Consider the following 21,381-nt stretch of genomic DNA (forward strand, 5'->3'; position numbering starts at 1 on the left):
CCGTGGCTGCGCCCGACATATCGGATCTGAAGCGCCGCATGGAAGGCGCGCTTGAGTCGTTTCGCAAAGAATTGACCGGCCTGCGCACGGGCCGCGCCTCGTCCAGCCTGCTGGAGCCGGTTTCGGTCGAAGCCTACGGCAACCGCATGCATCTGAAAGAGGTCGCGACCGTCTCGGTTCCCGAGCCGCGCCTCATCACGGTGCAGGTGTGGGACCGCAGCATGACCAAGGCCGTGGAAAAGGCCATCCGCGATTCCGGTCTGGGCTTGAACCCGCAGACGGAAGGGCAGGTCATCCGCGTGCCGCTGCCCGATCTGACGCAGGAGCGCCGCGCCGAGTTGGCGAAGGTCGCGCACAAATACGCCGAACAGGCGCGCATCGCGATCCGCAACATCCGCCGCGACGGCATGGACGGCTTGAAGAAGGCCGAGAAGGCCAGCGAAATCACCCAGGATGAGCACAAGACTCAAGCCGAAAAGGTGCAGACGCTGACCGACCAGCAAATCAAGCTGGTGGACGAAGCGCTAGCGTCCAAAGAAAAGGACATCATGCAGGTCTGATTCGGAATGCGCGACGCAGACGACAGCCAGACCAGCCGGACGCCGTCCTTGGCGGCGTCCGGCCCGGTTCCCGCCCATGTCGCCATCATCATGGATGGCAACGGGCGGTGGGCGAAGGCGCGCGGCTTGCCGCGCACCGCCGGTCACAAGAAGGGCGTGGACGCCGTCCGCCGCACCGTGGAGGCGGCGCGCGAATTGGGCGTCGGCACCCTGACCATTTTCAGCTTTTCCTCGGAAAACTGGCGCCGCCCGGAAGAAGAGGTGTCGGATCTGATGGGGTTGCTGCGCTTCTATCTGCGCAGCGAGGTCGCCGAACTGCACAAGGCGGGCATCCGCCTGCGGGTGATCGGCGAACGCGCCCGGCTGTCCGACGACATCAACCGGCTGATCGACGACGCCGAGACGTTGACGGGCGCCAACCGGACGATGACTCTGGTGGTGGCGCTCAGCTATGGCTCGCGCCAGGAGATCGTCGCGGCGGCCAAACGGCTGGCCGAAGACGTCGCGGCGGGGCGCTTGAGCGCCGACGCCATCGACGAAAAGGCCCTGTCGGATCGGCTGTTCACCGCCGATCTTCCCGATCCCGATCTCATCATCCGCACCAGCGGCGAAAAGCGGATCAGCAATTTCCTGCTGTGGCAGGCGGCCTACGCCGAGCTGGTCTTCGTTGACACGCTGTGGCCTGATTTCACCAAGCGCGATCTGGAGGCGGCGATTGACGAGTTCCACCGACGGGAACGCCGCTTCGGCGCCACCACCGCCAGCACCCGCTAAACCCCCAGCGCCCACCAAACCCAGTGACCTGAAGGCGCGGGTTCTCTCCGCCCTGGTCATGGCGCCGGTGGTTCTCGGCGCGGTCTGGCTGGGCGGCTGGGTGTTCCACGCCCTCATCGTGCTGGGCGCGGTGATCGCCATTTCCGAATGGATCAATCTGGTGCCCAGCGCGCGGCGTTTGCCCGCGCGGGTCATGTCCCTGTGCGGCGTGCTGGGCGCGCTGTCGGCGCAGCTTCTCGTCGGGCCGCTGGCCGGGCTTGGGGTGGCGGTTCTGTTCGCCGGATTGACCGCGCTTGGCGGCGGCGGCGCGGACCGCAAACTGCTTGGCTTTGGCGTCGTCTATGTCGCGGCGGGGATCGCCGGGCTGATGTGGCTGCGCGATCTGCCGGGCGACGGCCTCGCCCTGTTCCTGTTCGCCATGCTGGCGGTGTGGGCGACCGACATCGGCGCCTACGCGGCGGGCCGGACGATTGGCGGGCCGAAGCTGGCCCCGCGCGTCAGCCCGAAAAAGACCTGGGCCGGTTTGATCGGCGGCATGGTTTCGGCGGCGCTGGTCGGCTGGCTGGTCGCCCTGGTCGCTGGCGCGGCGATGCCGGGGCTGGCGCTGCTGGTCGGCGCCCTGTCGGCGGTGGTCGGGCAGATCGGCGATCTCTTCGAGTCGGCGATCAAGCGCCGTTACAACGTCAAGGACAGCGGCCAGCTCATTCCTGGGCATGGCGGCATTCTCGACCGCATCGACGGGCTTCTGGTCGCCGCCCCGGTGCTGGCTGTGTTCCACGCGACCCTCGGAACGGCTCTCTCATGGTGGTGACGACGAACAGCGCGCCCGCGTCCGGCGTCGGACGGCGGCGCGTGACGATTTTGGGGTCCACCGGCTCGGTCGGCGCCCAGACCGTCGATCTGGTCGCCCGCGACCCGGAACGTTTTCCGGTGGAGGCGCTGACCGCCAACCGCAACGTCGCCCTGTTGGCCGACCAGGCCAAGCGCCTGAACGCCCGTCTCGCGGTGGTCGCCGATCCCGCCGGTTACGCCGAATTGAAGGACCGTCTGGCCGGAACCGGCATTGAAACCGCCGCTGGGCCGCAGGCCGTGGTTGACGCGGCGGCGCGCCCCGCCGATTGGGTGATGGCCGCCATCGTCGGCTTCGCCGGGTTGGAGCCGACGCTCGCCGCCATCCGCCGGGGGGCCATCGTCGCCTTCGCCAACAAGGAGGTTCTGGTCTGCGCCGGCGCCTTCATGATGGAGGAGGTGCGCGCCCACGGCGCGACCCTGCTGCCGGTGGACAGCGAGCATTCGGCGATCTATCAGGTGTTCGATTTCGCGCGCCCCGAAAGCGTCGCCAAGCTGATCCTCACCGCGTCGGGCGGGCCGTTCCGCAACAAGGACCGCGCCTTCATGGCGACGGCGACGCGCGAGCAGGCGGTGGCGCACCCGACCTGGGACATGGGCGCGAAAATTTCGGTGGACAGCGCCACCCTGATGAACAAGGGCCTGGAGCTGATCGAGGCGCATTTCCTGTTCGACGTGCCGGAGGAGCGGATCGACGTTCTGGTCCATCCCCAATCGGTCATCCACTCGCTGGTCGAGTATGTCGATGGTTCGGTTTTGGCGCAGTTGGGCACGCCCGACATGCGCACGCCCATCGCCTACGCGTTGGGCTGGCCCGCGCGACTCGCGACCCCGGCGGAGCGACTCGATCTGACCAAGACGGCGACCTTGACCTTCGAGCCGCCCGATCCCGAACGCTTTCCCGCTTTGCGTCTGACCCGCGCCGCCTTGCAAAGCGGGGGTGGGGCGCCTACTATTCTCAGTGCCGCCAATGAAGTGGCCGTTCAGGCGTTTCTTGACCGCAAGATCGGCTTCCTCGACATCGAACGGATCGTCGAGGGCGCATTGACGGCGTTGCCCCACCGCCCGCTGCGTGATCTTGACGCAGTGCGCGAGGCCGACGCGGAGGCGCGCCGCGACGCCGCCGCCCGCGTTCCGGCCTGCGGTGCGACGGCGGTTGGCAGCCGGTGATCCGCGATCAAGCCCCGAGGGGGCGCAAAGGGTAGCATGGACGTTCTCGGCGGTTTCTGGACCTCGGTGCTGGCGTTTCTGCTGGTTCTCACCGTGCTCGTGTTCGTGCATGAGCTGGGTCACTATCTTGTCGCCCGGCGCAACGGCGTGCGGATCGAGGTGTTTTCCATCGGCTTTGGACCGGAGCTGTTCGGTTTCACCGACCGGGTGGGAACGCGTTGGAAAATCAGCGCTTTGCCCTTGGGCGGCTACGTCAAGATGTTCGGCGACGCCGACCCGGCGAGCACGCCGGGCGCGCATCTGACCGCCATGACGGAGGAAGAGCGCGCGGTTTCCTTCCATCACAAGCCGTTGGGCCAGCGCGCGGCGGTGGTCGCCGCCGGCCCCATCGCCAATTTCATCTTTTCGATCACCGTCTTGTCGGTTCTGTTCGCCACCGCCGGGCAGTCCTTCACCCCCGCCGACGTCGGCGGGGTGCAGCCGGGCAGCGCGGCGGAGCGCGCCGGGCTGAAGCCGGGCGATCTGATTCGCGCCATCGACGGCGCGGAGATCCAGCGATTCGAGGAAATCCGCTCCATCGTCTCGATCAAACCGGGCGAAACGCTGCGGATGGATGTTGAGCGCGATGGAAAAATGATCGCGCTCGACGCCACGCCGGACGCGCGGGAGATCGTGGATCGGATGGGCAACAGCCACCGCGTCGGCCAGTTGGGCATCACGCGCGGCGGCTCCGACATGAAGCGTCACGACCCGGCGACCGCCGTCTGGCAGGCCGCCCGCGAGATTTACGGAATGATTTCCGGCACCTTCACCGCGTTGGGCCAGATGATTGAAGGCTCGCGCGGCACGGAGGAGCTGGGCGGGCCGCTGCGCATCGCCCAGATGTCGGGCGAGGTGGCGCAATCGGGCTGGTACCCGCTGGTGTGGTTCATGGCCTTCCTGTCGGTCAATCTTGGCCTCATCAATCTGTTCCCGGTGCCGATGCTCGACGGCGGCCATCTGCTTTTTTATGCGATTGAAGGCGCTCTTGGCCGGCCTCTTGGGGCGCGGGCGCAAGAATACGGTTTCCGCATTGGATTGGCTTTGGTATTAACCCTCATGGTCTTCGCCACGTGGAACGATCTGGTCCAACTGCGCGTGGTCGATTTCTTTCGGGGACTGGTGTCTTAACCAGCCCTTATGCCAGGGAGCGTGATTTGCCGGTGTCGAGCAAAGTTCTGGTGGCGGGCCTGATGGCCGGCTGCGCCATGACGACGGTGTCTGTCGCCCTAGCCCAGAGCGGCGCGCCGCTCACGGCGCCCGGCACGCTGGTCGCGCAAGTGTTCTCCGGCGGCACGGTGCGGGACATCCGTGTCGAGGGAATCCAGCGAATCGAGGCCTCCACGGTCCGCTCCTATCTGACGATCCAGCCGGGCGACCCGTTCGACCCCGACCGCATCGACCGATCCTTGAAGGCGCTGTTCAACACCGGCCTGTTCGCCGATGTGAATCTGAAGCGCCAGGGCGACGTGCTGGTCGTGGAGGTGTCCGAGAACCCGATCATCAACCGCATCGCGTTCGAGGGCAACAAGCGGATCGAAAAGGAGAATCTGGAAAAGGAAATCCAGCTTCGCCCGCGCGTCGTCTACACGCGCACCCGCGTCCAGAACGATGTCCAGCGGCTTCAGGACATCTACCGGCGCCAGGGGCGATTCGCGGCGACGGTGGAGCCGAAGATCATCCAGCTCGACCAGAACCGCGTCGATCTGGTGTTCGAGATCAACGAGGGCGCGCGCACCGGCGTGCGCGGCATCACCTTCGTCGGCAACGAAAAATTCTCCGACGGGTCGCTGCGCGAGTCGATCCAGACCAAGGAAACCACCTGGTGGCGTTTCCTGACCTCCGACGACAATTACGACCCCGACCGTCTGGCCTATGACCGCGATCTGCTGCGCCGCTTCTATCTGAAGGAAGGCTTCGCCGATTTCCGCGTGATCTCGGCGGTCGCCGAATTGACCCCGGATCGCGAGGCGTTCTTCATCACCTTCACGATCGAGGAAGGCGAGCGCTACAAATTCGGCAAGGTTGACGTCAAGACGCAGTTGAAACAGGTCGATCCGGCGCTGTTGGCCGAAAGCCTCTCGACCAAGGAAGGCGACTGGTACAACGCGCAGGAGGTGGAGAATAGCATCACCAAGCTGACCAACGCGGTCGGCGACCTGCAATACGCCTTCGTCGACATCCGCCCGCGCATCACCCGCAACCGCGAGACCCAGACGGTCGACATCACCTATGAGGTGGCCGAGGGACCGCGCGTCTTCGTGGACCGCATCGACATCAACGGCAACGTCCGCACGCTCGACAAGGTCATCCGGCGCGAGATGCTGCTGTCGGAAGGCGACCCGTTCAACAGCTCCAAGCTGAAGCGCTCCGAACAGCGCATCAAGGATTTGGGCTATTTTGAACGGGTGAACATCACCACGGCCGAAACCAGCGTGCCGGATCGTTCGACGATCAACGTCGAGGTGGCCGAACAATCCACCGGCGAAATCTCGATCGGCGCCGGTTTCTCGACCTCGGACGGTCCCCTCGGCGATTTCTCGATTCGCGAGCGCAATCTGTTGGGGCGGGGTCAGGATCTGCGGCTGGGCGCGACGATCTCGGGCAAGCGCCAGGAATACGACATCTCGTTCACCGAGCCGTATTTCATGGACCGCGACATGTCGGCGGGCGTCGACATCTTCCGGGTTCGCCGCGACTATCAGAACGAAAGTTCCTTCAACGAAAAGAACACCGGCTTCGCGCTGCGTCTGGGCTTTCCGTTGAGCGAGCATTTGCGCCAGCGCGTTTATTACCAACTGCAAGACACCCTGATCGAAGAGGTGCCCTCCACCGCCTCGAAATGGGTGCGGGAGCAGAAGGGCGAGCGTTTGACGTCGTTGATCGGTCAGGAACTGACCTACGACATGCGCAACAGCAAGCTGACGCCAACCGACGGCTATTACATCCGCATGACCAACGACATCGCTGGTCTGGGCGGGTCGGTCCGCTTCCTGCGGAATCGTCTGAGCGGCGGTTACTACGTGCCGTTGGGCGCCGAAAATTGGGTGCTCAGCACGACCGGCGAAATTGGCTACATCCTGGGCATGGGGCAAAAGGTGGCGTTGGCCGACCGTTTCTTCATCGGCGGCGACACGTTGCGCGGCTTCAACACCGCCGGCATCGGCGCCCGTGACAAGACCACGGGCGACGCGCTGGGCGGCACGCGCTACGCCCGCGCTTCGGTCGAGATGAGCTTCCCCTTCGGCCTGCCCGAAGAGTTTGGGCTGCTGGGCCACGCCTTCACCGACGTCGGCACTCTGGGCAAGTCGGGGATCACCGATCCCGTCGTTCAGGAAAACGAGTCGATTCGCGTGTCGGTCGGCACCGGCGTGTCGTGGAAGTCGCCGTTCGGGCCGATCCGGCTTGATCTGGCGCTGCCGCTCCGCAAGGAAAGCTACGACAAAAAAGAACTCATCCGCTTCAGCTTCGGAACCAGGTTCTAACATGCAATCCAGCACGCTCCAGACGGCGCTCCGCGCCGCCGCCCTGTCGGTCGCCGTGACCGCCGGTCTTTCCTTCGCCGCCCCGGCGGTCTTCGCCCAGGACGCGGCCCCCAAGGCGGACGCGGCCAAGGCGGCGGACGCCGCGAAGGGGCCGGAGCTGAAGACTCCGGTCATCGCGGTGATCGACGTCCAGAAGGTCATGCAGGAATCCAACGCCTCGAAGAGCATCTCCAAGGCGTTCGAGACCCTGCGCGACACCTACCAAAAAGAAATCTCGTCGCTGGAGGACAAGCTGCGCAAGGGTGAGGACGAGTTGCGCAAGCAACAGACCGTTCTGTCCGCCGAGGCTTTGGCCAACAAGCGCCGCGACTTTGAAAAGCAGGTTTCCGAAGTTCAGAAGACGGTGCAGACGCGCAAGCGCGTCTTGGAAACCACGTTGAACGAAGCGATGGCCGTGGTTCACAAGACCATGGTTGAGGTGGTCGCCGACATTTCGCGCGAACGCGGCGCGAATCTGGTGCTGGCCCGTCAGCAATTCGTTCTGGTGGACACCCAGCTCGACGTCACCGACGCCGTCATGGATCGGGTGAACAAGAAGCTGCCGCAGGTCGCGCTGAACATTCCCAAGCCGTAAGCGGTTTTCGGGTCGGGTGAAAGCCGCCGCCGTCCGCTGGGGATGGTGGCGGCTTTTTCCATAGGGGATGGCGGCGATTGCGAGGGCCGCGAAAATGCGGCAAGAAGACGGGGACAGGGGCCGACGCGGCGGCGTCGCGACCTTCCCGTTGGCAGTCGGGGCATGTGAAAACTATTGGCGGTGTTTGGAAAGGCGGGCGGCCGGACTATGGACGTAACGGCAGAGAGCAACACGCAAGACAACCGGATGGCCGACATCGACGTCATGCGGATCATGGAAATGATTCCGCACCGCTATCCGATTTTGATGATCGAGCGGGTCGTCGACATCGTGCTGGGCGAAAGCGCGGTCGGCATCAAGAACGTCTCGATCAACGAGCCGTATTTTCAGGGGCATTTCCCCTCGCGCCCGGTCATGCCCGGCGTCCTCATCATCGAGGCGATGGCGCAGACCTCCGCCGTTCTGGTGGTTGGCACCTTGGGGAAAGAGGCCGAAGGCAAGCTGGTTTATTTCATGACCGTGGACGAGGCGCGCTTCCGCCGTCCGGTGACGCCCGGCGACACCATCCACATTCATGTCAGCAAACAGCGCAAGCGCGCCAACGTGTGGAAGTTCAAGGGCGAGGCCAAGGTCAACGGCGTCCTCGTCGCTGAAGCCGTCTATTCCGCCATGATCCTGGACGAGAAATGACCACCACCATCCATCCGTCCGCCATCATCGATCCGGCGGCCTCGCTGGGCGAGGGCGTTTCGATCGGCCCCTTCTGCGTGGTCGGCCCCAACGTCGAGTTGGGCGATGGCGTGCGGCTGGTGTCCCATGTCGCGGTGGACGGGCGCACCCGCGTCGGCGCCGACACGGTGATCTATCCCTTCGCCTCCATCGGCCATCGCCCGCAGGATCTGAAGTTCCATGGCGAGCCGTCGGAACTCGTCATCGGCGCCCGCAACCAGATCCGCGAGCATGTGACGATGAATCCCGGCACCGAGGGTGGCGGCATGCTGACCCAGGTCGGCGACGACGGGCTGTTCATGATGGGGTCGCACGTCGCCCATGACTGCATGGTCGGCCACCATGTCATCATGGCGAACAACGCCACCTTGGGCGGCCACGTCACCTTGGGCGATTACGTCATCATCGGCGGCCTGTCGGCGGTACGGCAGTTCGTGCGGATCGGCGCGCACGCGATGATCGGCGGCATGTCGGGCGTGGAGAACGACGTCATTCCCTTCGGAACCGTGATGGGCGACCGCGCCCGGCTGGCCGGTTTGAACCTCGTCGGTCTGGAGCGTCGCGGCTTCAAGAAGGACGACATCCACGCGTTGCGCGCCGCCTATCGCATGCTGTTCGGCCCGGAAGGCACCTTCGCCGAACGGGTGGACGAGGTGGAGCGTGATTTCGGCGAGCGCGCCTTGATCGCCGACGTGTTGGCGTTCATCCGCGCCAAGGAATCGCGCTCGCTCTGCCAGCCGCGCGAATCCTGACGGCGGCGGGCGCCGTCCATGACCGCGCGCAAACTCGCCATCCTGGCCGGCGGCGGCACGCTGCCGGCCCGCATCGCGGCGGCGGTGCGCGGCCAGCGGCGCGACGTGTTCGTCGTCGCCTTTGACGGCCACACCGATCCGGCGACGGTCGCCGGGCTGCCTCATCTGTGGAGCCGCTTCGGCGCCGCCGGAACCATCATCCGCCGCCTGCACGACGAAGGCGTCAGCGAGGTGGTCTTCGCCGGGCCGGTCAAACGCCCGTCCTTCACCGAACTGCTTCCCGATTGGTGGACCACGCGCTTTCTGGCGCGGGTCGGCACGCGGGCGCTGGGCGACGATGGGCTGTTGCGCGCCGTGGTGCGCGAGCTGGAGGAGGAGGGCTTTCGCGTTGTCGGCCTGCACGAGGTGCTGAAGGATTTGTTGACCGTCGCCGGGCCGGTGGGATCGCTGGTTCCCGACGCCGAGGCCGAACGCGACATCGCCCGCGCCGCCCAGGTCGCCCGCGCTCTGGGCGCGCTGGACGTTGGGCAGGGGGCCGTGGTGCAGCAGGGGCTGGTTCTGGCGGTCGAGGCCATTGAGGGCACCGACGCCATGTTGGCGCGCTGCGCCGATTTGGCTCGACCGGGGCCGGGCGGCGTGCTGGTCAAAGTCAAGAAGCCCAACCAGGACCGCCGGATCGATCTGCCGACCATGGGCGTCGCCACGGTTGAAAAGGCGGCGGCGGCGGGCCTGCGCGGCGTGGCGTTGGAAGCGGGCGGCAGCCTGCTGATCGACCGCGAGGCGGTGGCCGACGCGGCGGATCGGCTGGGCCTGTTCGTCATCGGCATTGAGTTGCCCATAGAGGCTGGGGCGTGAGCGGTCCGACGCTGTTCCTGATGGCGGGCGAGCCGTCGGGCGACGCGCTGGGCGCTCGACTGATGGCGGCGGCCAAGCGTTTGACTGGCGGTCAGGTCCGCTTCATCGGCGTCGGCGGCGAAAAAATGATCGCCGAGGGCTTGGTCAGCCTGTTCCCCATGGGCGAACTGACGCTGTTCGGCGTGTTCGAGCTGCTGCCGCATCTGCCGAACCTGATCCGCCGCATCGACCAGACGGCGGCGGAGATCGTCCGCCAGCGCCCGGACGCGGTGATCGGCGTTGATTCGCCGGGCTTCACCCTGCGGGTCGCCAAGAAGGTGCGAGCGGCGGCGCCGGGCATCCCGCTGATCCATTACGTCGCCCCGACGGTGTGGGCGTGGAAGCCCAAACGCGCCGCCAAATACGCGGCGCTGTACGATCACCTGCTGGCGATCCTGCCCTTCGAGCCGCCTTATTTCGAGCGGGAAGGGCTGCCGTGCAGCTTCGTCGGCCATTCGGTGGTGGAAAGCGGGGCCGGGCAGGGCGACGCCGCCCGCTTCCGGGCGCAGCATGGCCTGAACGCGACCGACCGGCTGGTGGCGGTTCTGCCGGGCAGCCGCAAGGGCGAGGTGTCGCGCCTGTTGCCCGATTTCCGCGCGACCCTGGAACGGCTGTTGCCGACTCACCCGACGCTGGTGGCGGTGGTCCCGACGGTCGCCACCGTGCGCGACCGGGTGGCGGCGGCGCTTGCCGATTGGCCGCTGCGCGCCATCTTGGTGGAGGGCGACGCGGCCAAACACGACGCCTTCGCGGCGGCGGAGGCGGCGCTTGCCGCCTCCGGCACTGTGGCGCTGGAGTTGGCGTTGGCCCGGCTGCCGTCGGTCATCGCCTACCGCCTGAACCCGATCACGGTGGCGCTGTACCGGCGTCTGATCCGGGTGAAATACGTCAACCTCGTCAATCTGATGCTGGATCGCATGCTGGTGCCGGAATTGCTGCAAGAGGATTGCCGACCGGACCATCTGGCGCGCGAGCTTGGGCGGCTGCTGGACGATCCGCAGGCGCGTCAGGCGCAGATCGACGGGGTGGCCGAGGTGGCGCGCTGGTTGGGGCAGGGGGATGTTCCGCCCAGCGAACGGGCCGCCCGCGTCGTTCTCGACATCGTCAGCCAACACCCGACAACGGGAAAGGTCAAAGCATGAGCAAGTTTCGTCTGCTGCACACGATGCTGCGGGTCCTCGATCTGGACAAATCCATCGATTTCTACACCCGCCTTCTGGGCATGAAGCTGTTGCGCCGCACCGATTACGAAAGCGGGCGCTTCACCCTGGCCTTCGTCGGCTATGGCGAGGAAGCCGACACGGCGGTGATCGAGCTGACCCACAATTGGGACCAGACCGAGCCGTACGACCTCGGCAACGCCTTTGGCCACATCGCGCTGGGCGTGCCGGACATTTACGCGACCTGCGAAGGCTTGGCGGCGGAAGGCGTCTCAATTCCCCGCCCGCCCGGCCCGATGAAGCACGGGACCACCGTGATCGCCTTCATCGAGGATCCGGACGGCTACAAGGTCGAGTTGATCGAAAAGAAGTAAGCGCGGTCACAGCCGACGGCGGAACATCACGGCGTCGTGAAAAGCGCCGTCGGCCTCCAGCGTGTGGCCGGGCAGCACCCCGGCGCGTTCCCAGCCGCTGCGGCTGTAAAAAGGTTCGCCGAAGTCGCCGGCGCGGGTGTCCAGCTCCAGCAGGCTGCGGCCCAGCGACCGGGCGAGATCATAAAGGGCGTTCATCAGGGCGGTGGCGACGCCGCGCCCGCGCTGGTCGGTCAAGACCAGCAGCTTTTGCACCTCGGCCCGGTGCGGGCTGTTTTGTTTCGGGCTGAGCGCCAGTTGCACCGCGCCGATCACGCGGCCCGCGCCGTCGCGGGCGACCAGCAGGCGCAACCCGCCCCTGGCGATGGCCGAGGCGACGTCATCCCAAAAGGCTGTGTTGCGGGCCGGGTCGAGCGGGGCGTGAAAGCCGACCGACGCGCCGCTGGCGACGGCGTCCGTCAACAGATGTTCCAAACCCGCGCGCAGCGGCGGATCGTCCAGTCGGTCCACGCGGGTGATGGAAACGGAGAGGGGGGCGTGTGTGTCCATGCCCGGAATCCTGCCTTGCGTCGGATCCTTTGGTCCATTGACTTCGCAGGGCGGGGGTGTGAGCTTTTCTCACAGCGACCTGGACAAGCCCCGCCATGCCCCGCCTGCCGTTGACCGCGCTCGCCGCCTTTGAAGCCGCCGCCCGCCATGGCGGCATGACTCGCGCCGCCGACGATCTGGGCTTGACCCATGGCGCGGTCAGCCGACAGGTCGGCGATCTGGAAAAACGTCTGGGGGTGCGGTTGTTCGAGCGGACGCCGCGCGGCTTGCTGTTGACCGACGCCGGGCGGGAATTGGCGCGGGCCTGCACCAGCGGTTTGGGCCGGATGACCGAAGCCTGGGACCGGGTGGCCAGCGGCGGGCCGCAGCGCCTGCGCGTCGCCGCGCCGCGCGCCTGGGCCGCCTTGTGGTTGGTCCCGCGTCTGCCGCGCTTTCTGGCGGATTGGCCGGGGCTGCGCGTCGATCTGGATGGCGGCAACCATGACCGCCCGGCGGAGGCGGAGGCCGGATGGGTGGTCGTCCGCTACGTCCGGGGCGGCGACCACGTCCCCGATGGAATCACCCTGTCGGAAGAAGCGCTTCTGCCCGTGTGCGCCCCCGACATGGCCAAGCGTTTGCGCCAGCCGACCGATCTGTTGGACGGCGCCACCCTGCTGCACGTCCATGAATGGCCGGATTGGCGCGTGTGGAGGGCGGCGGCGGGGCTGGACGCGCTGGACGTGTCCGGCGGCGTCAGCTTTTCCGATTCGGTGATGGCGATGCAGGCCGCCGAAGCCGGGTTGGGGGTGGCCTTGGCGCGGCCATCCCTGGCGTTCAGCGCGTTGGACGCTGGGCGGCTGGCGTGTCCCTTTGGCCCGGCGGCCCCCTGCGGCGATCGCTATGTGCTGTCCGCGCCGGGGGCGGGGCAGGCGCGGCGTCTGCCCTTGGCCTTTCGCTCTTGGCTGTTGGCCGAGGCGGAGGCGGACCGCCGCCGTCCGGGCGCCACGCCATCCGACGGCGGCGCGCGGCGTTGAACGCGTGTTTTTCCTCACGAGGCGCAATTTTGTGGCGCGCTCTTTGCAATGAAACGCTGTGACGGCGGGGGCCGTCCGCGTTCATTGGGGGGAGCATGATGTCCGATCAAAATCTGTCCACGCGCTACGCCATCGGCAATCTGCGACCAATCGACATGTCGAAGGTCAAAGCGATCAAGCTTTCCGAAGCGCCGGAGGCGATGTTTCAGGACTTCGTAAAATCAACCGAGGAAATTCTGAAGATCAACCACATGGACATGCCGGATACGTCCAGCCATCCGGCTTATCAGGATTACGCGCGGGTGATGGTTAACGGCAAAGAGGTCGCCCGGCTGGACAACAACGGTTTTGCGATGATGTCCAACAATCTTGCGCTCAAGCTGGACGGGCTTCTTCCCAACACGGGGCCAAATGGCGGCTCCGGCCCTGGTTTGGCGAAGATGCGCGCCGAAACCATCGCCCGCGCGCTTGGCGGTTCCGTGGCGATGGCGAAAACCGCGATGACGCAAGCGGACTACGACGCCTTGCCGCCGCTGCGGCCAACGGTGGACTATGACGCGATACAGCGGGATCCGATGTATCAGAGCCTTCAGGAAACCAAAAAAGCCCGCCTTTTGTTCCTGGCCCAGCAAATGGCGTGACTGTGCCGATTGGACAATCTTGCCGGGCAAAGGTTGCCGACCGATTGGGCTAAGAAGAACGCCGGAACCGCGCCCGGTAGGTCGCCGGGCTGAGGCCGATCCGTTGGCGGAAATGGTGGCGCAGGGTGGCGGCGGAGCCGAAACCGGCGCGCGTCGCCACATCCTCCATCGGCTGGTCGCCGTCCTCCAGCAGGGCGCGGGCGCGGGCCAACCGTTCGGTCAGCAGCCATTCGCCGGGCGTCTTGCCGGTCAGCGCGGAAAAGCGGCGCAGGAAGGTGCGCAGGCTCATCCCCGCCCGGTCGGCCATGGCGGCGAGGCTGTGCTCCTCCTCCAACCGCGCGCGGAGATGGTCGAGCAGCGGGCCAAGCCGCGCCCCTTCGCGCGCCGTCGGCACCGGGCTTTCGATGAATTGGGCTTGGCCGCCTTCGCGGTGGGGTTGGACGACCAGACGGCGGGCGACGCTGTTGGCGGCCTCATGGCCGAAGTCGCGGCGGACCAGATGCAGGCACAGATCAATCCCGGCGGCGCTGCCCGCCGAGGTCAGGATGTTGCCTTCGTCCACATAGAGCACGTCGGGGATCACCTGGATGTTGGGGTGGAGGTCGCTCAACGCCCCGGCGTGGCGCCAATGGGTGGTGGCGCGCCGACCGTTCAGCAGCCCGGCGGCGGCCAGAACGAAAACGCCCGAACAGATCGACAGGATGCGGGCGCCGCGCGCGTCGGCCCGTTTCAGGGCGTCGGTCAAGACGGCGGGAACCGGGGCGCGGGCGCCGCGCCAGCCGGGAATGACGATGGTCTGCGCTTCGTCCAACAGCTCCAACCCGCCATCGACCATCAGGCGCACGCCGTCCATGGCGCGCAACGGTCCCGGATCCAGGGCGGCGACGGCGAACCGATACCAGCCCGGCCCCAACTCCGGGCGCGGCAGGCCGAACACCTCGACGGCGACGCCGAATTCAAAGATGCACAGACCGTCATAGGCCAGCGCGACGACCAAGGGGGCGGCTGGCGCCGCAGGGGATGGTTCGTTTGGCATGATGCTTACGCTACATGGCTGTAGCGCCACTTTCCAGTTTCACCGCGTTGGCGGCATTCTGGGCGGACAAACACGCCCCCTCAGAGTGGAGACAGTCCCATGCCCAGCCTCGTCAGCGAAATTCCCGCCGCCCCGTCCGATCAGGCCGCCGCGCATTTTGCCCGGTTGCTGTCCTTTGAGACGGATTGCTGGGACGTGCGCAACGCCCTGGCCACGGGCGTTCAGGATTTTGTGCTGTTGGACGTTCGCAGCCCGGCGATGTACGGCGAACGCCATGTTCCGGGCGCGTTGAACCTGCCGCATGGCAAAATGACGGAGCGGCGAATGGCGGAATGGCCGGATGACACGCTGTTTGTCGTCTATTGCGCTGGGCCGCATTGCAACGGGGCCGACCGGGCGGCGTTGCGTTTGGCCCGCCTTGGGCGGCCGGTCAAACTTATGATCGGCGGCATGACCGGGTGGGCGGACGAAGGATTCGCGTTCGCCAGCGGCGCGGAACCGGGCGCGACCACGCCGTGACGCCGGAGCGTCGCGCGCTCAGACCAAAACAATCCCGGCGATCAAGGCCAGGATGACGACATAGACGAGCAGGCGGCGAACGCGCCAACCCAACGGCGCCTTGTTGTCGTTGGCGGGCGCGTGCAGACGCACGCGCCGCGCCGGAACGATGTAGTCCATAGGGTCTTGGGCGGCTCCGTTGGAGCCGCCCATTCCCTTGCTGGCTGTCGGCTTAGCCACGCTCGGCCAGCGGAACGAAAGTCCGCTTGGTTTCGCCGGTGTAGAGCTGACGCGGACGACCGATCTTCTGGACCGGATCCTCGATCATTTCCTTCCACTGGCTGATCCAGCCGACGGTGCGGGCCAGCGCGAACAGCACGGTGAACATGCTGGTCGGGAAGCCCATCGCCTTCAGGATGATGCCCGAGTAGAAATCGACGTTCGGGTACAGCTTCTTCTCGATGAAATACTCATCGGTGAGCGCGATGCGCTCCAGCTCCATCGCGATGTCGAGCAGCGGCTCGTCCTTGATGCCCAGCTCGCCCAACACTTCGTGGCAGGCCTGACGCATCACCTGGGCGCGCGGGTCGTAGTTCTTGTAGACCCGGTGGCCGAAGCCCATCAGACGGAAGTTGTCGTTCTTGTCCTTGGCCCGGCGGACGCATTCGGGAATGCGGTCAACGGTGCCGATCTCCTCCAGCATCTTCAGCACGGCCTCGTTCGCGCCGCCATGGGCCGGACCCCACAGCGAGGCGATGCCGGCGGCGATGCAGGCGAACGGGTTGGCGCCCGACGAACCGGCCAGACGGACGGTCGAGGTCGAGGCGTTCTGCTCGTGATCGGCGTGCAGGATGAAGATCTTGTCCATGGCCTTGGCCAGGATCGGGTTCACCTTGTACGGCTCGCACGGCGTGCCGAAGGTCATGTACAGGAAGTTTTCCGCATACGACAAATCGTTGCGCGGGTACATGAAAGGCTGGCCGACCGAGTATTTGTAGGCCATCGCCGCGATCGTCGGCATCTTGGCGATCAGGCGGTGAGCCGCGATCTTGCGCTCCACCGGATCGTTGATGTCGGTCGAGTCGTGGTAGAAGGCCGACAGGGCGCCGACGACGCCGCACATGATCGCCATCGGGTGGGCGTCACGGCGGAAGCCGCTGTAGAACTTCGTCAACTGCTCGTGCACCATCGAATGGCGGCGCAGGATGCTGTCGAATTCGGCGCTTTCGGCGGCGGTCGGCAGATGGCCGTTCAGCAGCAGGAAGCAGACTTCCGGGAAGGTCGAGTGGGCGGCCAATTCGTCGATGGAATAGCCGCGATGCAGCAGCACGCCTTCGTCGCCGTCGATGTAGGTGATCTGCGACTCGCAGCTTCCCGTCGAGGTGAAGCCCGGGTCATAGGTAAAACAGCCGGTTTCGGCGTAGAGCTTGCGGATGTCGATCACGCTCGGCCCAACCTTGCCGTCGAGGATCGGCATGGTCACTTGCTTGCCAGTGCGATTGTCCGTGAGTGTTACCGTGTTCGTACCATCCTTAGTCTGGGTCATCTCGGCACGTCCTTATCGTTGAGCTTCGGGCTTGGCACCCTTTTTTCGTCGGCGCAGCATAGTTCCATGCCGCACCGATGGCAACGCACGGAAATGACCTTTATGCTGCAACTGCTGTATCGCGGATGCGAGCAAGGGTCTCCTCGCGGCCCAGCAATTCGGCCACTTCAAAAATGGGCGGCGACACGGTCGATCCGGTCAGCGCCGCGCGCAACGGCTGCGCCACCTTGCCCAGCTTTTCCCCCCGCTCTTCGGCGAAGGCGCGCACCTGCGCCTCCAGGGCCGACGCGGTGAAATCCGCCTCGTTGGCGAAGCGAACGGCCAATTCCGCCAGCGTGGCGCGGCCCTTGTCGTCCAGCAGCGCGGCGGCTTTGTCGTCATAGGCCAAAGGTCGGGCGGCCAGATAAAAGCGCGCGCTCTGCGCCAATTCGACCACCGTGCGGGCGCGCTGCTTCAGCCCGTTCATCGCCCGCGTCAGAAGGTCGCGGTCGGCGTCGGACAGGCTGCGGCCCAGATCGGCTTCCAGACGCGGGGCGATCAGCCCGACCAGACGGGAATCGTCGGCCTGCCGCATGTAGTGGGCGTTCAGGCTGTCGAGCTTGGCGAAATCGAATCGCGAGGCGGAGCGGCCAATGCCCTCCAGATTGAACCACTCGACCGCTTGCTCGGTCGAAATGATCTCGTCGTCGCCGTGCGACCAGCCCAGACGCAGCAGGTAATTGCGCACCGCTTCGGGCAGATAGCCCAAATCGCGGTAGGCGTCGACGCCCAGCGCGCCGTGCCGTTTGGACAGTTTCGCCCCGTCGGCCCCGTGAATCAGCGGGATGTGGCCGAACTGCGGCAGATCCCAGCCCATGGCGTTGAAGATCTGGATCTGGCGGAAAGTGTTGGTCAGATGGTCGTCGCCGCGCACCACATGGGTCACGCCCATGTCGTGATCGTCCACCACCACGGCCAGCAGATAGGTCGGCGTGCCGTCGGCGCGCAGCAGGATCAGATCGTCGAGCTGGGCGTTCTGCACCGTCACCTCGCCCTGGACGAGATCCTTCAGAACGGTTTCGCCCTCCTGCGGGGCCTTCAGGCGGATGACGGGGGCCACGCCGTTCGGGGCGTCGGAGTCGGGGCGGTCGCGCCAGCGGCCGTCATAGCGCATCGGCTGCCCGCTGGCCTTCTGCGCGTCGCGCATCGCCGTCAACTCCTCCGGGCTGCAATAGCAGCGGTAGGCCTTGCCGGCGGCCAGCATCTGGTGCGCCACCTCGGCGTGCCGGTCCTTGCGGGCGAACTGGCTGACCGCCTCGCCGTCCCAATCCAGGCCAAGCCATGTCAGCCCGTCGAGGATGGCGTCCACCGCCGCGTCGGTCGAGCGTTGCCGGTCGGTGTCCTCGATCCGCAGCAGGAATTTGCCACCCATCCGACGAGCGTACAGCCAGTTGAACAGAGCGGTGCGGCCACCGCCGATGTGGAGAAAGCCGGTGGGCGAGGGGGCGAAGCGGGTGACGACGGTCATCGGTGTCTCAATTCCGGGTTCGGCGCTGCTACAATGCAACGGGAAGCGCGCGGGGCGCGTCCGCGTTGTGTAACACAGCCACCCGGTTCCGGGGCAATGCCATGCGCGCATGGGCGTCAAAAGGATTGCGGCGGCGATGACGGAGCGCCACGGCGCGTTGGATGAGGCGTGGGAGGAGGCTTCGGCGGCGGCCCTGGGGCCGTCGGGCTGGCGGCGCTGGCTGTCGCCCGTCCTGTGGGGCTGGGCGTGGCTGGTCGGCGAATTGGCGGCGGAGCGGGAACGCTGGGTCTTGTGGATCCCCGTCGGCTTTGGCGGCGGCGCGGCGCTGTATTTCGCGCTGCGGTTTGAGCCGCCTTGGTGGGTGGGGCTGGCGGCGGTCGGCGCGGCGGCGTTTGCGATGCTGGGCTTGCGCCGCTGGTTGGCGGGGTTGGTGGTCGGGCTGGGGCTGTTGGTCGTCGCCGCCGGTTTCCTGGTGGCGCAGGGCGAGGCGGCGCTGGTCGCCGCGCCGATCCTGACGCGGGAGTTGGGATCGGCGGTGGTCACGGGCCGGGTGATGGCGGTGGAGCGGCGCCCCGGCGCCTTGCGCCTGACCTTGCGCGATCCGGTGGTCAGCAAGTTGAGGCCGGAGGAGACGCCGAAGGCCGTCCGCATCCGCATTTCCGACAAGCACCCACCGCCCGCGCCCGGCGCGCTGGTCCGGCTGCGCGCCACCCTGTCGCCGCCGCCGCCGCCCGCCGAGCCGGGAGCCTTCGATTTCCAGCGCCGGGCCTATTTCATGGGGCTGGGGGCCACCGGCTTTTCGGTGGGCGCGCCGGAGATCCTCGACGCGCCGCCCGTCACCGGCTGGTCGCGGGTGGCGATCTGGTTCGAGCGGGCGCGCGGCCACATCGCGGCGCGGGTGGCGGCGACCATCGCCGATCCGGTCGAGGCCAGCGTCACCGCCGCCCTGCTGAACGGCGAGGAGTTCGCCATTCCCGACGCGACGATGGACGCCTTCCGCTTCAGCGGTCTGGCGCATCTGCTGTCGATTTCCGGCCTGCATGTCGGCATCGCGGCGGGGATTCTTTTTTACGTGGTGCGCGCCCTGCTGGCGCTGTCGCCCTGGATCGCGCTGCGCTGGCCGATCAAGAAGATCGCCGCGCTGTTCGGCATCCTGTCGGCCTTGGCCTACACCCTGTTGGTCGGCGCGCCGCTGCCGACGGTGCGGTCGGTTCTGATGACCGGCATGATTATGGGCGCGGTGATGCTGGACCGCGACCCGCTGAGCATGCGTCTGGTCGCCTTCGCCGGGATCGCCACCACGGCGATGGATCCCGAAGGGATGCTCGGCCCCAGCTTTCAGATGTCCTTCGCGGCGGTCGTCGGGCTGATCGCGGCGTTCGAGCGAATCAGCGCGCCGCTGGCGGCGTGGCGGCGCGGTTTCGGCTGGTTCGGCAAGTCGGTCCTCTATGTCGGGGGCATCGTGCTGACCAGCGTCATCGCCACGCTGGCGACCTTGCCCTTTTCGCTGTTCCATTTTCAGCAGATCGCCTTTTACGGCGTGTTGTCCAACATGATCGCCATTCCCATCACCTCCTTCTGGGTGATGCCGTGGAGCCTCGTCGCCTACGCCCTGCTTCCTTTTGGATTGGAGGCCCCGGCCTTGATCGCGATGAATTGGGGCGACCGCGCGGTGATCGCGACCGCCGTGTTTTTCGCGGGCTTGCCCTGGTCGTCCATCACCGTTCCGGCGATGTCGGCGGGCGGCTTCGTGGCGGTGGTGTTGGGGGGGATTTGGCTGTGCGCCTGGACGCGGCCCTGGCGCTGGCTGGGGGTGGTCGCCGTGATCGGCGGCTTGGCGACACCGGCCTTGGTCCAACGCCCCGACATTCTGGTGTCGGGCGACGGCAAGCTGATGGGCGTGCGCGCGGCGTCGGGCCGTCTCAGCCTGTCGGCGAAGGCGGAGGGGCGCACGGGCGAAAGCTGGTTGCAGCGCGATGGCGAGCCGCAAGCGGCGCCGCCCTGGCCGCTCAGCGGGCGCGGGGTGGACGACCGGCTGAGCTGCGACGCGCTGGGCTGCCTCTACCGCGCGCATGGCCGCAGCGTCTCCTTCATCCGCCTGCCCGACGCGCTGGACGAGGATTGCGGAACGGTTGACGCGCTGATTGGCCCGGTGTCGGCGCGCGGTTGCCGGGCGCCCTTGGTCATCGACCGTTGGCGCCTGCGGCAGGAGGGGGCGCACGCGCTCTATCTGGAGGCGGACGGCGTTCGGGTGGACAGCGTGCGCGACCGGCGCGGGGATCGTCCCTGGACGGGAAGCGTTCCTCCCCGTCCAGCTTTGCCGTCAGGGGCGCCGCGCGACTGACCGTTCAGTATTTGCGGACCAGACCGACCAGCTTGCCCTGCACCCGCACGCGATCCGCGCCGAAGATGCGGGTTTCGTAGGCGGCGTTGGCGGGTTCCAGGGCGATGGTGTTGCCCTTGCGGCGCAGGCGCTTCAACGTCACCTCCTCGTCATCGACGAGCGCGACGATGATGGAGCCGTTTTCCGCCGTGTCGCAGCGTTGGATGACCACGGTGTCATGGTCGAGAATGCCCGCCTCGACCATCGAATCGCCGGAGACTTCCAGCGCGTAGTGATCGCCGGGGCTGAGCATGGTCGCCGGGATGTCGACGAAGGCGGACTGGTCGCGCAACGCCTCGATCGGCGTTCCGGCGGCGATCCGGCCATAGAGCGGCAACTGAACGGTTTCCGCCGCCGGGGCTGACGCGATCTCGCGCCCGGTGAAGGCGAAATCGGCCTTGATGACGTTGGGCTGGAACTTGGCGCGGGCCGCCTGTTTGGCGCGCGCGGCCTCCGCCCCCTCGGGCATCCGCAGAACTTCCAGCGCGCGGGCGCGGTGGGGCAGGCGGCGGATGAAGCCGCGCTCCTCCAGCCCGGTAATCAGGCGGTGGATGCCTGATTTCGACTTCAACCCAAGCGCGTCCTTCATTTCATCGAACGAGGGAGACACCCCGCCCTGGCCGAGACGCTCGTGGATGAACAGCAGCAATTCATGCTGCTTGCGCGTGAGCATTGGTGCCTCCCGGCGGTCGCCAAACCATTGATAGAACAAAAGCAAAACGTTAGCTTCTGTTCTAGTTTGGTTCCCGCAGAACGTCAAGAGGTCTGAACGCCGCATAACCGAACGTTGG

Annotated in this window: 22 protein-coding genes; 16 read left to right on the top strand and 6 right to left on the bottom strand. The window is 66.6% G+C overall.

Annotated elements, in window-relative coordinates:
• Nucleotides 1-2: 2 nt before the first annotated feature.
• The 12 genes from frr to gloA all read left to right on the top strand — a co-directional run bounded on the left by frr (nt 3) and on the right by gloA (nt 11,420).
• On the top strand, nt 3-560 hold the full coding sequence (gene frr, locus ACODS4_RS05490) for a ribosome recycling factor (RefSeq protein WP_488861470.1): 558 nt from the start codon (nt 3-5) through the stop codon (nt 558-560).
• A gap of 6 nt (nt 561-566) precedes the next feature.
• Nucleotides 567-1,334 carry an isoprenyl transferase gene (locus tag ACODS4_RS05495; protein WP_488861472.1) on the top strand — a complete coding sequence of 256 codons (768 nt, stop codon included), beginning with the start codon at nt 567-569 and terminating at the stop codon, nt 1,332-1,334.
• Nucleotides 1,276-2,145 (top strand): phosphatidate cytidylyltransferase, encoded by an 870-nt coding sequence (locus ACODS4_RS05500; protein WP_488861474.1) that lies wholly within the window; start codon nt 1,276-1,278, stop codon nt 2,143-2,145. The genes ACODS4_RS05495 and ACODS4_RS05500 overlap by 59 nt, the downstream gene beginning before the upstream one ends.
• Nucleotides 2,136-3,353: a 1-deoxy-D-xylulose-5-phosphate reductoisomerase gene (locus ACODS4_RS05505; protein WP_488861476.1), complete on the top strand. Its 1,218-nt coding sequence runs from the start codon at nt 2,136-2,138 to the stop codon at nt 3,351-3,353. Before ACODS4_RS05500 ends, ACODS4_RS05505 begins: the two co-directional genes overlap by 10 nt.
• A 36-nt stretch (nt 3,354-3,389) precedes the next feature.
• On the top strand, nt 3,390-4,523 hold the full coding sequence (rseP, locus tag ACODS4_RS05510; RefSeq protein ID WP_488861478.1) for an RIP metalloprotease RseP: 1,134 nt from the start codon (nt 3,390-3,392) through the stop codon (nt 4,521-4,523).
• Nucleotides 4,524-4,585: 62 nt separating this feature from the next.
• Nucleotides 4,586-6,877 (top strand): outer membrane protein assembly factor BamA, encoded by a 2,292-nt coding sequence (gene bamA / locus ACODS4_RS05515; protein ID WP_488861650.1) that lies wholly within the window; start codon nt 4,586-4,588, stop codon nt 6,875-6,877.
• A gap of 1 nt (nt 6,878) precedes the next feature.
• Nucleotides 6,879-7,511 (top strand): OmpH/Skp family outer membrane protein, encoded by a 633-nt coding sequence (locus ACODS4_RS05520; RefSeq protein WP_488861480.1) that lies wholly within the window; start codon nt 6,879-6,881, stop codon nt 7,509-7,511.
• A gap of 207 nt (nt 7,512-7,718) precedes the next feature.
• Entirely contained in the window at nt 7,719-8,201 is a 483-nt protein-coding gene (gene fabZ / locus ACODS4_RS05525) for a 3-hydroxyacyl-ACP dehydratase FabZ (RefSeq protein ID WP_298372955.1), read from the top strand.
• Complete coding sequence (gene lpxA, locus ACODS4_RS05530; protein WP_488861482.1) at nt 8,198-8,992, top strand: acyl-ACP--UDP-N-acetylglucosamine O-acyltransferase; 795 nt, start codon at nt 8,198-8,200, stop codon at nt 8,990-8,992. The genes fabZ and lpxA overlap by 4 nt, the downstream gene beginning before the upstream one ends.
• 18 nt (nt 8,993-9,010) lie before the next feature.
• Nucleotides 9,011-9,847, top strand: a complete 837-nt coding sequence (locus ACODS4_RS05535) for an LpxI family protein (protein WP_488861484.1) — start codon at nt 9,011-9,013, stop codon at nt 9,845-9,847.
• On the top strand, nt 9,844-11,028 hold the full coding sequence (gene lpxB, locus ACODS4_RS05540) for a lipid-A-disaccharide synthase (protein WP_488861485.1): 1,185 nt from the start codon (nt 9,844-9,846) through the stop codon (nt 11,026-11,028). The genes ACODS4_RS05535 and lpxB overlap by 4 nt, the downstream gene beginning before the upstream one ends.
• Nucleotides 11,025-11,420 carry a lactoylglutathione lyase gene (gloA, locus tag ACODS4_RS05545; protein ID WP_488861486.1) on the top strand — a complete coding sequence of 132 codons (396 nt, stop codon included), beginning with the start codon at nt 11,025-11,027 and terminating at the stop codon, nt 11,418-11,420. Before lpxB ends, gloA begins: the two co-directional genes overlap by 4 nt.
• A 6-nt stretch (nt 11,421-11,426) precedes the next feature.
• On the opposite strand, the gene ACODS4_RS05550 is transcribed toward gloA, so the two are convergent.
• Nucleotides 11,427-11,966 carry a GNAT family N-acetyltransferase gene (locus tag ACODS4_RS05550; RefSeq protein ID WP_488861487.1) on the bottom strand — a complete coding sequence of 180 codons (540 nt, stop codon included), beginning with the start codon at nt 11,964-11,966 and terminating at the stop codon, nt 11,427-11,429.
• A 95-nt stretch (nt 11,967-12,061) separates the two neighbouring features.
• Here ACODS4_RS05550 and ACODS4_RS05555 point away from each other — a divergent pair, with 95 nt between their 5' ends.
• Complete coding sequence (locus ACODS4_RS05555) at nt 12,062-12,979, top strand: LysR family transcriptional regulator (RefSeq protein WP_488861489.1); 918 nt, start codon at nt 12,062-12,064, stop codon at nt 12,977-12,979.
• 95 nt (nt 12,980-13,074) lie between these two features.
• Nucleotides 13,075-13,620: a hypothetical protein gene (locus ACODS4_RS05560; RefSeq protein WP_488861491.1), complete on the top strand. Its 546-nt coding sequence runs from the start codon at nt 13,075-13,077 to the stop codon at nt 13,618-13,620.
• 49 nt (nt 13,621-13,669) lie between these two features.
• On the opposite strand, the gene ftrA is transcribed toward ACODS4_RS05560, so the two are convergent.
• Nucleotides 13,670-14,656 carry a transcriptional regulator FtrA gene (gene ftrA, locus ACODS4_RS05565; protein ID WP_488861493.1) on the bottom strand — a complete coding sequence of 329 codons (987 nt, stop codon included), beginning with the start codon at nt 14,654-14,656 and terminating at the stop codon, nt 13,670-13,672.
• Between the two features lie 99 nt (nt 14,657-14,755).
• Here ftrA and ACODS4_RS05570 point away from each other — a divergent pair, with 99 nt between their 5' ends.
• Nucleotides 14,756-15,175 carry a rhodanese-like domain-containing protein gene (locus ACODS4_RS05570; RefSeq protein WP_488861495.1) on the top strand — a complete coding sequence of 140 codons (420 nt, stop codon included), beginning with the start codon at nt 14,756-14,758 and terminating at the stop codon, nt 15,173-15,175.
• Between the two features lie 18 nt (nt 15,176-15,193).
• Here ACODS4_RS05570 and ACODS4_RS05575 read toward each other — a convergent pair whose 3' ends face one another.
• The 3 genes from ACODS4_RS05575 to gltX all read right to left on the bottom strand — a co-directional run bounded on the left by ACODS4_RS05575 (nt 15,194) and on the right by gltX (nt 18,207).
• The gene (locus tag ACODS4_RS05575) at nt 15,194-15,394 is read right to left on the bottom strand and encodes a hypothetical protein (RefSeq protein WP_488861497.1); all 201 of its coding nucleotides are present in this window, start codon (nt 15,392-15,394) and stop codon (nt 15,194-15,196) included.
• Nucleotides 15,387-16,700: a citrate synthase gene (gene gltA / locus ACODS4_RS05580; RefSeq protein WP_488861499.1), complete on the bottom strand. Its 1,314-nt coding sequence runs from the start codon at nt 16,698-16,700 to the stop codon at nt 15,387-15,389. Before gltA ends, ACODS4_RS05575 begins: the two co-directional genes overlap by 8 nt.
• A gap of 100 nt (nt 16,701-16,800) precedes the next feature.
• On the bottom strand, nt 16,801-18,207 hold the full coding sequence (gene gltX, locus ACODS4_RS05585) for a glutamate--tRNA ligase (protein ID WP_488861501.1): 1,407 nt from the start codon (nt 18,205-18,207) through the stop codon (nt 16,801-16,803).
• A 136-nt stretch (nt 18,208-18,343) separates the two neighbouring features.
• On the opposite strand from gltX, the gene ACODS4_RS05590 reads away from it, so the two are divergent.
• Nucleotides 18,344-20,551, top strand: a complete 2,208-nt coding sequence (locus ACODS4_RS05590) for a ComEC/Rec2 family competence protein (protein WP_488861503.1) — start codon at nt 18,344-18,346, stop codon at nt 20,549-20,551.
• 4 nt (nt 20,552-20,555) lie between these two features.
• Here the strand turns inward: ACODS4_RS05590 and lexA are convergent, their stop codons facing one another.
• Nucleotides 20,556-21,263 carry a transcriptional repressor LexA gene (lexA, locus tag ACODS4_RS05595; RefSeq protein ID WP_488861505.1) on the bottom strand — a complete coding sequence of 236 codons (708 nt, stop codon included), beginning with the start codon at nt 21,261-21,263 and terminating at the stop codon, nt 20,556-20,558.
• Between the last annotated feature and the right edge of the window lie 118 nt (nt 21,264-21,381).

It is taken from the genome of Azospirillum sp. FG154, from assembly GCF_057809575.1.